The organism is Pseudomonas sp. P7548 (genome assembly GCF_013386585.1).
GTDB lineage: Bacteria > Pseudomonadota > Gammaproteobacteria > Pseudomonadales > Pseudomonadaceae > Aquipseudomonas.
Map to the genome: position 1 here is coordinate 1 of NZ_JACARO010000006.1, position 13,140 is coordinate 13,140.

A 13,140-nucleotide genomic window follows, 5' to 3' on the forward strand; every position below is an offset into this window, starting at 1 on the left:
ACGAAGAAATCGGCCAGCCGAAACACAAGACCATCAGCTTGCAAACCTCGATCAACTTCGACTTGGGCTGCGACGGCAGTGAGGCCAAGCAATTGATGGAAGCGCTGGAGCAGGAATTTGCGCTCGACCTGGGGGACTTCGACACTTATCGTTACTTCAACCCGCCGGTGTTTGACGTATTTCTCAAACGCCGTGCCAAGGGTCGCGGCGAAAAAGTGCCGCTGACCATCGGCATGCTCTACCTGGCCATCAAGACCCACAGCTGGGACACGCAGACGCTGGAAAACCTGAGCTGACTGTAGGAGCCCGGCTTGCCGGCGATGGCGGTCCTAAGGGCCTCATCGCCGGCAAGCCGGGCTCCTACAGCATTCAAAAGGACCTTACATGGACGTAACAATGGGCCTGCTGGCCGCCCTGCTCTGGGGCGGCACGGACTTTCTCGTGGGCCTCAATGCCCGCGCCGTCGGCGTTAAACGCGCGGTGTATTTCGGCCAAGCCCTGGGCTTCCTGATCATGACCCTGCTGCTGGCCATTCTCCCAAGCTTCCTGTTCAAATCCCTCGACGCCCCGTCGAGCATCTGGCTCCTGGGCATCGCCGCCGCACTGCTCACCGTTTCCGGCGCCCTCGCGCTGTCCAAGGCCTTTGCACTCGGCAAAGCGGCTATCGTCGCGCCACTGGTGACGTCCTACGGCGTGGTGACCACCCTGCTGTCCTGGGCCACCGGTGAGCACATCAACCTGATGCAACTGGGCTGCATCGCCGTGTGCGTGATTGGCGTCGTCCTCTCCAGCATCCACAAGGACAACGGCGTTCCCCACAACAATCCACACCTGTCCATCGCCTACGCCATGCTCGCCGCCTTGCTGTATGGCACCAGCTTCTGGCTGCAAGGCCGCTATACACTGCCGGCGCTGGGACCAATCACCATGCTGTGGCTGGGTTACCTGGTAGGGCTATGTGTATTGGTGCTGATGGTGATGAGGATCAAGGACGGCTTGAAACCCCCTCCGCTGAAGAACTGCGCGACGCTGACCGGGGCGAGCGTGATGAACCTCGGCGGCTTCTCGGCGTTTTCCTGGGGAGCGATGGCAGGGTCGGTGTCGGTGGTGACGGTGATCAGCACGTTGTCGGGCGGGATTGCGGCGATTCTGGGGTATGTGTTTTTCAAGGAGCGGTTGTCGGCGGTACAAGTACTAGGCGTGGTACTGGTGCTGGTCGGTGCCGTTGTTTTGCACATGGTCGATTGACCTTTCGCGCACAAAAAAGCCGCCCTTGAGGGCGGCTTTTTCACAACAACCGAATCTTACAACTTAGGACCGGCTGCCTTGATCGCATCGCTCACTTCAAACTTCTTGAAGTTCTCGATGAACAGACCCGCCAGTGCCTTCGCCGCTTCGTCGTAGGCCGCTTTGTCAGCCCAGGTGTTACGTGGGTTCAACAGGCCAGTCTCAACGCCCGGTACGGCCAATGGCACGTCGAGGTTGATGGTGTCGAGGTGTTCGGTTTCAGCACCCACCAGCGCGCCGCTCTGGATCGCTGCGATGACGCCGCGAGTGGTCGGGATGTTGAAGCGCTTGCCGACGCCGTAGCCGCCGCCAGTCCAGCCAGTGTTGACCAGGTAGACCTTGGAGCCGAAGCCACGGATGCGCTTGATCAGCAACTCAGCGTATTCGCCAGCCGGGCGCGGGAAGAACGGGGCGCCGAAGCAGGTGGAGAAGGTCGACTTGATGCCGCCGCCGGAACCCATTTCGGTCGAGCCCACCAGTGCGGTGTAACCGGACAGGAAGTGGTAGGCCGCTTGTTCTTCGCTGAGGATGGACACCGGTGGCAGGACACCAGTCAGGTCGCAGGTCAGGAAGATCACTGCGTTCGGCTCGCCGCCCAGGTTCTTCTCGGAACGCTTGGCCACGTGCTCCAGCGGGTAGGCGGCACGGCTGTTCTGGGTCAGGCTGACGTTGGTGTAGTCGGCGTGCTTGGCATCGTCGATCACCACGTTTTCCAGCACGGCGCCGTGCTTGATGGCTTTCCAGATAACCGGCTCATTCTTCTCGGACAGGTCGATGCACTTGGCATAGCAACCGCCTTCGATGTTGAACACCACGCCTTCGCCCCAGCCGTGTTCGTCGTCACCGATCAGGTAACGGCTTTCGTCGGCCGACAGGGTGGTTTTACCGGTGCCCGACAGACCGAAGAACAGGGTCACGTCGCCTGCTTCGCCGATGTTGGCGGCGCAGTGCATTGGCAGCACGTCGGAAGCCGGCAGCAGGAAGTTCTGCACCGAGAACATGGCTTTTTTCATCTCACCGGCGTAACGCATGCCGGCGATCAGCACTTTCTTCTGTGCGAAGTTGAGGATCACGCAACCGTCGGAGTTGGTGCCGTCACGCTCTGGCACGCACTCGAAGTTGGCTACGTTGAGTACTTGCCACTCTTCGCGACCGGCCGGGTTGTACTGGGCCGGGTTGATGAACAGGCAACGACCGAACAGGTTCTGCCAGGCAGTCTGGGTGGTCATTTTCACGGCCAGGTAGTGGTCGTGCGCAGCACCAACGTGAACGTGGGAAACGAAATGCTCTTGCGCGTTGTTGAAGGCCTCGACGCGAGCCCACAGGGCATCGAACTTGTCGGCCGGGAACTTGCGGTTGATCGGGCCCCAGGCGATAGCGTCCTGGGTGGTCGGCTCTTCAACGATGAAACGGTCGACTGGCGAACGACCGGTACGGTGACCGGTTTCTACGACCAGCGCGCCAGTATCGGCAAGCACGCCTTCACCGCGCTGCAGGGCTTCTTTGACCAGATCGTCAACACTCAGATCGGTGTATACGGCGTTATTGGCTTGCGTCATGAGGTTCCCCGTCGGCCTATGGCCGAGTGCTCCAAACGTTTTGTAGTAGAAAGTTGCGCACTACTACCGCGAAAAAAGTGGGCCGGATTATGCCAGAAAAGCCCAAAAAGAGTAGGGCCCTCCCGTCAGAACTGCGCTAATCCGGCGTTTGTCAGGTGATTTACCTGTGCTTAAACGTTTTAGTGGCGGGTGTCGGAAGGGGTGTCGATGCCTGCTCCGGCGAACAATTGGGCTACATCAGCCGCATCGAACAGGTAGCGCTGGTTGCAGAACTGGCAGTCGATCTCGATATTGCCACCGTGCTCCACCACCAGATTCTGCGCATCTTCCAGGCCCAGGCTGACCAAGGCATTGGCCGAACGCTCGCGCGAGCAGCTGCAATGGAAGCGCAGGCTCTGTGCGTCAAACAGTCGCACGGCCTCCTCGTGATACAGGCGGTGCAGGATGGTTTCGTTGTCCAGGCCCAACAGCTCTTCAGCGGTCAGGGTGCCGGCCAGGGCCGTCAGCTTGCGCCAGCTGTCGGTGCGCTCGTCTTCGTCCTTGATGCGGTCGGCCGGCAATTGCTGCAACAGCAGGCCACGGGCGCGCTTGCCATCGGCGTTGAGCCAGAACTTGGTGCCGACCTGCTGGGACATCACGAAATAGTTGGTGAAGCAGTCCGACAGGGTTTCACCGTCCAGGTCGACGATGCCTTGGTAGCGCTGCCCCTCGGTCGGGTCGACGGTGATGGCCAACACACCGTTGGCCATCAGGTCGGACAACGTGGCGTCCGGGGAGATCTGGTCGGCTTCGTAGCGGGCCAGGCCGCGGATTTCGCGCTCGCTGGAGCATTCAATCATCAGCATCGGCACCGGGCCTTCGGAGCGCGCCTGCAGGATCAGCAAGCCGTCGAACTTCATCGTGCCCACCAGCAGCGCCGCCGCCGCCATCAGCTCACCGAGCAGTTGCGCGACCGGCTCCGGATAGGGGTGCTTGGCGAGGACTTCGGCATAGCTGCGCTCCAGCGACACCAGTTCGCCACGGGCGTCGGTCTCGTCGAAGATGAAGCGTTGGGTGAAGTCGGTATCCGGTAGATCAGTCATAGGTCTGGGTATCTGAATTGATGACAAATTGATTACGAGGTTTATAGAATTAAACGCTTTAGCACCATTTTGGTGCGGTTTTCTAGAGCCGTTGGAGGACAGTTTATGAACAATCCGAGTTTGTTCCAAGCCAAGTGGAACCTCGGGAGATGGGCCCTTTGCAATCTACTCGCTATCGGGCTGCTGTGTTTTTGGCTGTGGCCCACGGGCCAGATGCTGTGTGTGATTTTCGACGAATGGCTGTTTCATCTGCTCAATGATCCCCTGGCGAGCAACTCGGCCTGGCTGCATGTGTGGGCTGTCGCCAGCTTGCGACCGTTCGATGCGGTGGTCGGGGTCATCCTGCTGACACTGTTGATTCGCGGCGATTGGGTATTCAAGGCCGTGCAGGTGCGTCAGGCACTGTTGGGTTTTATCGGCATTCTGCTGCTATTGCTGTTTATCCGCATGCTGTTTTCCAAACTCGTGGCACAGCTGGGCTGGCAGCACAGCAGCCCGTCGATGGTGATCAGCGGGGCGATCCAGATGAGCGACTACTTCCCGGCATTGGAGAAAGCTTGGGAATTGAAGGACCGTTCGAGCCAGAGTTTTCCCGGTGATCACGCCTCGGTGTTGCTGATCTGGGGCATGTTCATGACGGTATTCGCCAAACGCATCGGCCAGACCCTGGTGATCTGGGGCCTGGCGCTGCTGTTCATGATGCCGCGGCTGGTGGCGGGAGCGCATTGGGGCCAGGACGACTATATCGGCGGCGTACTACTGGCGTTGTTGGCGCTGGGGTGGGGGTACTACACGCCGTTTGCGGCAAAGGTATCGAGTGGGTTGCTGCGGGTGACGGCGCCGGTGTTTGAGTTGATGGGCAGGCTACCTCTGCTTGGACGATTGAGCGTCTTGCGCACAACCGCATAACACCGCTGGCGCATGTGGGAACTGGCGTGCCTGCGATAGCGCTGGGTCAGAGGCCTGGATGCCGACTGACCTGACACCGTAGCGGGCAAGCCGGCTCCCACACTTGATCTCCTTCGCACTGGAGATTTGCACAATCAGTCATCATTGCCGCTGCCGCGAAACTTGAACAGGTCGCGGCGTTGTTTCTTGCTCGGCTTGCCGTCGGTGCTCAAGCCCATGGCACCGGCCTTGCGCATCGCCGCCGCATTTTCGCGCTTGGCGATGCTGGCTTCGGTCTCGGCATACAGCGTCTGCGCTTCGGGCGCCCCACGGCGCACGATGGAAAGCGCCTGGACCACGATGGTCTTTTCATCAAAACCGGTGCGAATCTGGAATTCATCGCCGATGCGCGGTTCCTTGCCCGGCTTGCAGCGCTCACCACGATGGTGCACCTTGCCGCTCTCGATGGCGGCCTTGGCCAGGGCACGCGTCTTATAGAAACGCGCGGCCCACAACCACTTGTCCAGACGGACCTTTTCTTCCTCTTCCTGCTTTTGAGCCACTTGAATTCCTCGCTCTGAAAAATGTCGCAACTGTACCGTTGAAACCCTTCGACGCATAAACCCCAAGGCTCACCTAAGATACGCCAGGTAGCCCCCTGTTTTCGCGAGGATACGCTGTGACCGATTTTCCAACTTCACTCACCTCGCCAGACCAGCGTTGCACGGGCTGCCAGCAAAGCGAGCCCTTGGGTTTCGATTTTGCCTTCGCTTATCAACCTATCGTAGACCTGCGCGACAAGTCGATTTTTGCCCACGAAGCATTGGTGCGCGGCACTCATGGCGAAGCCGCGTTGTCGGTGCTGGACAAGGTGAATGAAAGCAATCGCTACCGTTTCGATCAGCGCTGCCGTACACAGGCGATCGCCGGGGCCGCTGCATTGGGAATGCAAACCCACCTTTCGATCAACTTCATGCCCAACGCCGTGTACCGGCCAGAACTCTGCATCCGCAGTACGCTGGAAGCAGCCCGCGCGCATAATTTTCCGCTGGACAGGCTGATTTTCGAGACCCTCGAAAGCGAGCATGTAGATAACAATCGCCATTTGACCAATATTCTGCGTGAATACCGCGAATTCGGCTTCAAGACCGCCATCGACGACTTCGGTGCGGGCTATTCGGGGCTGAACCTGCTGGCCGATTTCCAACCTGACTTGATCAAACTCGACATGGCACTGATCCGCGATGTCGACCAGGATCGCGTCCGCCAAGTCATCGTTCAGGGGATTGTCACAATCTGTGAGCAGTTGGGCGTTACTGTCATCGCCGAAGGTATCGAAAGTGCCGGAGAGCGTGACTTCCTGTCTGACTGCGGAATATTTCTGATGCAGGGCTATTGGTTCGCCAAACCTGCATTCAATGCCCTGGTTGAGGTTTCCCCTCGCGCCTGGGCGAATTGATCGGTTACCCATATTGAAGACATTTGACCATTTGACCGTTGTGGGTCTGCGTGAGTGGGTGGCACTCCCCGATTTGGGAGTGGCGGGCCTGCGCGCGAAGATCGACACCGGCGCCAGCACCTCCAGCCTACATGCCACCGACATCGAGCCGTTTGAGCGCGACGGTGAGAAGTGGGTGCGCTTTACCGCGCACCTGGGCAGCGTGGTGCAACTGCGTCACCGCCGCTGCGAAGCGCCCCTGGTGACGATGAAAACCATCAAGAGCTCCAACGGCCACGCGCAGGTTCGCTATGTGATCAGCACCACCCTGGCGCTGGGCGACCGGGTGTGGCGGGTGGAGTTCACCCTGGCCTGCCGCAAGGCCATGCGCTACCGCCTGCTGCTGGGTTCCAAGGCGTTGATTGACGGCCAGCTGGTGGTCAATCCCGGCGTCAAATACGTTCAAGACAAGCCGGTGTTCCCGGTCTCTACCCTTTCTGCCCCAGGTGCTGCATGAAGATTGCTGTGCTGTCGCGAAATCCGCGTCTGTATTCCACCCGCCGCCTGGTTGAGGCCGGCACCGAACGTGGCCACGAAATGGTGGTGATCGACACGTTGCGTGCCTACATGAACATTGCCAGCCACAAGCCGCAGATCCACTACCGGGGCAAGCCGCTGGAAGGTTTCGATGCGGTGATCCCGCGTATCGGCGCCTCGGTGACGTTCTACGGCTGCGCGGTGCTGCGCCAGTTTGAAATGATGGGGGTGTTCCCCCTGAATGAGTCCGTAGCCATTGCGCGCTCGCGGGACAAGCTGCGTTCACTGCAACTGTTGTCACGCCGGGGGATCGGCCTGCCCGTCACCGGCTTTGCCCACTCCCCGGACGACATCCCCGACCTGATCGAGATGGTCAACGGCGCGCCGCTGGTGATCAAAGTGCTGGAAGGCACTCAGGGCATCGGCGTGGTGCTCTGTGAAACCGCCACCGCTGCAGAGTCGGTGATCGAGGCCTTCATGGGTCTCAAGCAGAACATCATGGTGCAGGAATACATCAAGGAGGCCGGTGGTGCCGACATCCGCTGCTTTGTGGTGGGCGACAAGGTGATTGCAGCGATGAAGCGCCAGGCCAAACCCGGTGAGTTCCGCTCCAATCTGCATCGTGGCGGCAGCGCCAGCCTGATCAAGATCACCCCGGAAGAGCGCATGACCGCATTGCGTGCAGCGAAGGTGATGGGGTTGAGCGTGGCAGGTGTGGATATCTTGCGTTCCAACCATGGGCCGCTGGTGATGGAAGTGAACTCATCGCCGGGTCTGGAAGGGATTGAGACCACCACCGGCAAGGATGTGGCGGGGATCATCATTCAGCATCTTGAGAAGAATGGCGGCCCGAATATGACGCGGACCAAGGGCAAGGGCTGATAAAACACAGCTTTTGAAACACCACAAATTAATGTGGGAGCGGGCTTGCTCGCGATGCAGGAACCTCGGTGTGTCAGGCACGCCTTGGTGATGCCATCGCAGGCAAGCCAGCTCCCACACAAGCCCGACTCCCACATTCGGGTTGTGTTGTTGTCTAGACCGCGTCGCGGGGCAACATCAGCCCCAGCGGCAAGCGCACCCGTGCCTCCAGGCCACCTTCTTCACGGTTGCGCAGCTCAACGTTGCCACCATGCATCGAAGCAATTCGCCGCACGATCGCCAACCCCAGTCCGGTGCCCTTGCCACCCCGGGCACGGTCGCCACGGGTGAACGGGTTGAAAATGCCCTCCAGCTCAGCCGGGTCGATACCGGCGCCACGGTCCATCACGCTGAGCACCACGTAAGGTGCCGTGCTGTCGCCGGACACATACGCAGCCACCTCCACATCCGAGCCGGCATGGTGCAAGGCATTGCCGATCAGGTTGTTCAAAAGACGCTTCATCGATACACGGCGCAAGGCAAACGGCTGGATAGGCTCCAGGCGCATGCGCACCTGCTCGCCATTCTGGTTGTAAGGCGCGACCACTTCGCGCACCAGGTCCGTCAGGTCGACTTCTTCGACCACCTCGTCACGACCATCACGGATAAACGCCAGGAACTGGTCGAGAATCGCGTCCATGTCCTCGATATCGCGCACCATGTCGTCCGTCAGGTCGTTATGGTTGCCCATCAGCTCAAGTGAAAGCCGCAGGCGCGTCAGGGGCGTGCGCAAGTCATGGGACACCCCCGCGAGCATCAACTCGCGCTCACGCCCGGCCTGTTCGACGTCCTCCGCCATCTGGTTGAACGCGCTGTACACCTCGGTCATCTCGCTGGGCGTGTCGCTGACCGGCAATCGCACGCTTCGTCCCTGCCCCAATTGGCGAGCGGCAAACACCAGGCGCTTGAGCGGCTGGTTGAGTTGACGCACGAAAATCCACGCGGATGCAGTTGAAAGCAACCCGATCGCCAGGAACCAGCCCAGCACGTTCCAGATCTTCTGCCCACGCAGCGGATGCGGGTACAACGGTACTTTCAACCAGTCCTGGCCCAGGCTCGGGGCCCGCACCCAAAGGGCCGGGGACACGTGCATGCGCAGCCGTACCTCGGTGTCTTCACCCAGTTCGGCCTGCATCTGGCGCTGGTAGATTTCACTGTAGGGCCAGTGCTGCTCGCCCTCGGGTACACCGGCGCCCGCCACGCGCACGAGTGTGGCGGCCTTGGCGATCTTTTCGCGGTTCTCGGGGTCGGCGGCCCAATAGGCGCGCAGGGTCAGGGCCACACCGTGGCTGTATTGTCGATCCACCAGCACGTCTTCGTTCATCAACAGATAAACCAGTGTCAGTGCCTTGGAAAACAGAACGACGATCAGCACCAGCCAAAGGGTGCGCGAGAAAAAACTTTGTGGGAACCACAACGGGGTTTTCATAGGAGACAGCTAGGCACCTTGCAGAAACGAGCGACGCTCGCAGAATTGCGGAGGCCCGGCACCCTGTCGATGTTCATGAAACTGAACACCGGGATGCCTGCCGCCGCAAATCATGGGTCACTTGGTCGCAGTGCCATCCGGCACAAACACGTAACCCACGCCCCACACCGTCTGGATATACCGAGGTTTGGACGGATCCGGCTCGATCATCCGGCGCAGACGGGAGATCTGCACGTCGATGGAGCGTTCCAGCGCGTCCCACTCACGGCCGCGGGCCAGGTTCATCAGCTTGTCACGGGTCAGCGGTTGGCGAGCGTTCATCACCAGGGCCTTGAGCACCGCGAATTCGCCGGTGGTCAACATGTGCACTTCATCGCCACGCTTGAGTTCACGGGTGGCCAGCGACAGCTCGTAGTCGCCAAAGGTGACGCTTTCGTCTTCGCTGCCCGGTGCGCCTGGTACAGGAGGAGCCTGGCGGCGCAATACGGCCTTGACCCGTGCCATCAGCTCGTCAGGGTTGAACGGCTTGGCCAGGTAGTCATCGGCGCCCAGCTCGAGGCCCTTGATGCGGCTCAGCTCATCGCCCTTGGCGGTGAGCATGATGATGGGAATCTGATTGTTCGCGCCACGCAGGCGTTTGCAGGCGGTGAGGCCATCTTCGCCGGGCAGCATCAGGTCGAGCACGACCAGGTTGAACACCTCACGCCCCAACAGGCGGTCCATCTGTTCGGTGTTCGGCACCGCGCGGGCACGGTAACCCTTGGAGTTGAAGAAACGCTCCAGCAGGCTGCTCAGCCCCGGATCGTCATCAACGATGAGAATTTTTTCGCCTTCAGCAGTTTGTGCAGTGCTGCTCATTAGATGCTCCTCTTATCTCGGCGCGCATTATGGCGTAGCTGCCGTTATACGCACCGTGTGCATTGTTAGCAGATTTTTCCTCCACCGCCAGCGAACCCGCGCCCTACAACCACCGGCGCAGTACCCCCCAAGTGCAGAACGCTGGTTATAATGCGGCGCCTTCGTGCAGGGCAACGTCAGATCGTTACCGTTTACTGCCGGGCTTTTTTTCACCCGCTTGTCGTGATTTTTTCGATTTCGAGGGTCAATAGGCTGCCTCTTGACCCAGGCAGCGGCGCCAGTCGGGCCGCTCAACCAGCCTCCCAGGGCCTTGTTTTCCGGGCCTGCGAGCTGATTTTCAGAATTTCAGGTGGTTTTATGGACAGCATCAACAGCCGCATCGCCGAGGAACTCGGTGTACGCCCACAACAGGTCGAAGCGGCCGTCGCTCTACTGGATGAAGGCTCCACGGTGCCTTTCATCGCCCGTTACCGTAAAGAAGTGACCGGCAGCCTCGACGACACCCAACTGCGTCACCTGGAAGAGCGCCTGCGCTACCTGCGAGAACTCGACGAACGGCGCATCAGCATCCTCGCCAGCATCGAGGAGCAAGGCAAGTTGACCCCACAACTTGAGCGCGACATCAAGCTCGCCGACACCAAGACCCGCCTCGAAGACCTTTACCTGCCCTACAAGCAAAAGCGCCGCACCAAGGGCCAGATCGCCCTGGAAGCCGGCCTGGGCGAGCTGGCCGACGGCCTGTTCAACGACCCGTCGCTGACCCCGGAAACCGAAGCCGCACGCTTCATCGATGCCGAAAAAGGCGTCGCCGACACCAAGGCCGCCCTCGAAGGCGCCAAGTACATCCTCATGGAGCGCTTCGCCGAAGACGCCAGCCTGCTGGAAAAACTGCGCACTTACCTCAAGCAGGAAGCCACCCTCAGCGCCCGCGTCATCGCCGGCAAAGAGGAAGAGGGCGCCAAGTTCCGCGACTATTTCGAACACGACGAACCGCTGAAAAGCATGCCGTCCCACCGCGCACTCGCCATTTTCCGTGGCCGCAACGAAGGCATTCTCAGCTCCGCACTCAAAGTCGGCGACGAGCTGCCGGGCACCATGCACCCGTGCGAAGGCATGATCGGTCAACAATTCGGCATCCAGAATCAGAATCGTCCTGCGGACAAGTGGCTCGGTGAAGTTGTGCGCTGGACCTGGAAGGTCAAGCTCTACACCCACCTGGAAACCGACCTGTTGGGCGAGCTGCGCGACGGCGCCGAAACCGAGGCGATCAATGTGTTCGCCCACAACCTGCACGACCTGCTGCTGGCCGCTCCGGCTGGCCCGCGCGCTACCCTGGGCCTCGACCCGGGCCTGCGTACCGGCTGCAAGGTGGCGGTAGTCGACTCCACCGGCAAGCTGCTGGACCACGCCACCGTCTACCCGCACGTGCCGCACAACAAATGGGACCAGACCCTCGCCATCCTGGCCGCCCTCTGCGCCAAGCACGCCGTGGACCTGATCGCCATCGGCAACGGCACCGCCAGCCGCGAGACCGACAAGCTGGCCGCCGAGCTGATCAAAAAATACCCCGCCATGAAGATGACCAAGGTCATGGTCTCCGAGGCCGGTGCTTCGGTGTACTCGGCCTCGGAACTGGCGTCCAAGGAATTCCCGGACCTGGACGTATCGATCCGTGGCGCGGTGTCCATCGCCCGTCGCCTGCAGGATCCGCTGGCCGAGCTGGTGAAAATCGACCCGAAATCCATCGGTGTCGGCCAGTACCAGCATGACGTGTCGCAGCTGAAACTGGCGCGCGGCCTGGACGCCGTGGTGGAAGACTGCGTGAACGCCGTCGGCGTGGACGTGAATACCGCCTCCGTGGCGCTGCTGGCCCGTATCTCCGGCCTCAATGCCACCCTGGCGCAGAACATCGTCACCCACCGCGATGAAAACGGTGCGTTCAAAACCCGCGCCGCGCTGAAAAAGGTTGCACGCCTGGGCGAAAAAACCTTCGAACAAGCTGCCGGCTTCCTGCGTGTGATGAACGGCGACAACCCGCTGGACGCCTCGGCGGTCCACCCGGAAGCCTACCCGCTGGTGCAACGCATCGCTGCCGAGACCGACCGCGACATCCGTTCGCTGATCGGCGACGCCGCGTTCCTCAAGCGCCTGGACCCGAAAAAGTACACCGACGAAACCTTCGGTGTGCCGACCATCACCGACATCCTGCAAGAGTTGGAGAAGCCTGGCCGCGACCCGCGCCCCGAGTTCAAGACTGCCGAGTTCCAGGATGGCGTCGAAGACCTCAAGGACCTGCAACTGGGCATGATCCTCGAAGGCGTGGTGACCAACGTGACCAACTTCGGTGCCTTTGTGGACATCGGCGTGCATCAGGACGGTTTGGTGCATATCTCCGCGCTTTCGGAGAAATTCATCAAAGACCCGCGCGAAGCGGTGAAGGCCGGTGACGTGGTCAAGGTCAAGGTCATGGAAGTCGACATTCCGCGTAAACGCGTCGGCCTGTCGATGCGCATGAGCGACACCCCGGGAGAGAAAATCGACGGTGCCCGTGGCGCACGCCCCGGTTCCACGCCGCGTCAGTCGCAGAACACTGCGCCGCGTAAGGAAACCACCGCCGCAGCGCCCAGCAACAACGCCATGGCCTCGCTGTTCGCCAACGCCAAACAGTTGAAGAAGCGCTGATGGAAATTCCGGCCGGTTTGACCCAGAGCGCGTTCAGCGAACTGATCGGCTGCCGCCTTCAACGCCTCGAACAAGGCGTTGCAGAGGTGGCCCTGACCCTGGAGCCGCACCTGCGCAACCGCGCGGGCAAGCTCCACGGCGGGGCGATTTTCAGCCTGGTGGACATCACGATGGGGCTGGCGTGTTCCAGCTCCCATGGTTTTGACCAGCAGAGTGCGACAATCGAATGCAAAATCAACTACATCCGCGCCGTCGAAGAGGGCGACGTGCTGTGCACCAGCCGGGTGATTCATGCCGGCCGCCGCACGTTGGTGGTGGAAGCGGATGTGTACCAGGACGAAAAACTGGTCGCAAAAGCACAAGGCACCTTCGCTGTCCTATAGCTCCCCGCCCTCGATTTGAGTTAATTTCGGCGCTGCGAAAGCGGCGTCGGAAGTTTCTTCCTGCGCGATAGCCAGA

13 protein-coding genes are annotated in these 13,140 nt (G+C 60.6%); 8 read left to right on the top strand and 5 right to left on the bottom strand.

The genetic code is table 11. From position 1 onward, the window contains the following. Together HX803_RS03080 and HX803_RS03085 are read left to right on the top strand one after the other, a co-directional pair. Positions 1–296, top strand: a 296-nt coding sequence (locus HX803_RS03080) for a DUF1493 family protein (RefSeq protein ID WP_178918907.1), incomplete at its 5' end; no start/stop codon positions are given. Between the two features lie 88 nt (positions 297–384). Further along, the gene (locus tag HX803_RS03085) at positions 385–1,248 is read left to right on the top strand and encodes a DMT family transporter (protein ID WP_256732802.1); all 864 of its coding nucleotides are present in this window, start codon (positions 385–387) and stop codon (positions 1,246–1,248) included. Positions 1,249–1,304: 56 nt separating this feature from the next. On the opposite strand, the gene HX803_RS03090 is transcribed toward HX803_RS03085, so the two are convergent. Both HX803_RS03090 and hslO read right to left on the bottom strand, forming a co-directional pair. Further along, the gene (locus HX803_RS03090) at positions 1,305–2,846 is read right to left on the bottom strand and encodes a phosphoenolpyruvate carboxykinase (protein WP_178918909.1); all 1,542 of its coding nucleotides are present in this window, start codon (positions 2,844–2,846) and stop codon (positions 1,305–1,307) included. Between the two features lie 179 nt (positions 2,847–3,025). Next, on the bottom strand, positions 3,026–3,928 hold the full coding sequence (gene hslO / locus HX803_RS03095; RefSeq protein WP_178918911.1) for an Hsp33 family molecular chaperone HslO: 903 nt from the start codon (positions 3,926–3,928) through the stop codon (positions 3,026–3,028). A 105-nt stretch (positions 3,929–4,033) separates the two neighbouring features. On the opposite strand from hslO, the gene HX803_RS03100 reads away from it, so the two are divergent. Further along, a complete protein-coding gene (locus tag HX803_RS03100; protein ID WP_178918912.1) occupies positions 4,034–4,837 on the top strand; it encodes a phosphatase PAP2 family protein in 804 nt (267 codons plus the stop codon). 134 nt (positions 4,838–4,971) lie between these two features. Here HX803_RS03100 and HX803_RS03105 read toward each other — a convergent pair whose 3' ends face one another. After that, positions 4,972–5,379, bottom strand: a complete 408-nt coding sequence (locus HX803_RS03105) for an RNA-binding S4 domain-containing protein (protein ID WP_178918914.1) — start codon at positions 5,377–5,379, stop codon at positions 4,972–4,974. 116 nt (positions 5,380–5,495) lie between these two features. Between HX803_RS03105 and HX803_RS03110 the strand changes: the two genes are divergently transcribed. Genes HX803_RS03110 through rimK form a run of 3 tightly spaced genes read left to right on the top strand, consistent with a single transcriptional unit; the run spans position 5,496 to position 7,673 of the window. Further along, positions 5,496–6,275, top strand: coding sequence for an EAL domain-containing protein (locus HX803_RS03110; protein ID WP_178918916.1), 780 nt, complete (start codon positions 5,496–5,498; stop codon positions 6,273–6,275). Positions 6,276–6,288: 13 nt separating this feature from the next. After that, a complete protein-coding gene (locus HX803_RS03115) occupies positions 6,289–6,771 on the top strand; it encodes an ATP-dependent zinc protease (RefSeq protein ID WP_256732803.1) in 483 nt (160 codons plus the stop codon). Continuing rightward, a complete protein-coding gene (gene rimK, locus HX803_RS03120) occupies positions 6,768–7,673 on the top strand; it encodes a 30S ribosomal protein S6--L-glutamate ligase (protein WP_003187674.1) in 906 nt (301 codons plus the stop codon). The genes HX803_RS03115 and rimK overlap by 4 nt, the downstream gene beginning before the upstream one ends. Before the next feature lie 154 nt (positions 7,674–7,827). Here rimK and HX803_RS03125 read toward each other — a convergent pair whose 3' ends face one another. Continuing rightward, a complete protein-coding gene (locus HX803_RS03125; RefSeq protein WP_176997353.1) occupies positions 7,828–9,141 on the bottom strand; it encodes an ATP-binding protein in 1,314 nt (437 codons plus the stop codon). A gap of 117 nt (positions 9,142–9,258) precedes the next feature. Further along, the gene (gene ompR / locus HX803_RS03130) at positions 9,259–9,999 is read right to left on the bottom strand and encodes a two-component system response regulator OmpR (protein ID WP_015373500.1); all 741 of its coding nucleotides are present in this window, start codon (positions 9,997–9,999) and stop codon (positions 9,259–9,261) included. Between the two features lie 357 nt (positions 10,000–10,356). On the opposite strand from ompR, the gene HX803_RS03135 reads away from it, so the two are divergent. Together HX803_RS03135 and HX803_RS03140 are read left to right on the top strand one after the other, a co-directional pair. Further along, positions 10,357–12,681, top strand: coding sequence for a Tex family protein (locus tag HX803_RS03135; protein ID WP_178918917.1), 2,325 nt, complete (start codon positions 10,357–10,359; stop codon positions 12,679–12,681). After that, entirely contained in the window at positions 12,681–13,064 is a 384-nt protein-coding gene (locus tag HX803_RS03140; protein ID WP_178918919.1) for a PaaI family thioesterase, read from the top strand. Before HX803_RS03135 ends, HX803_RS03140 begins: the two co-directional genes overlap by 1 nt. Positions 13,065–13,140: the final 76 nt, after the last annotated feature.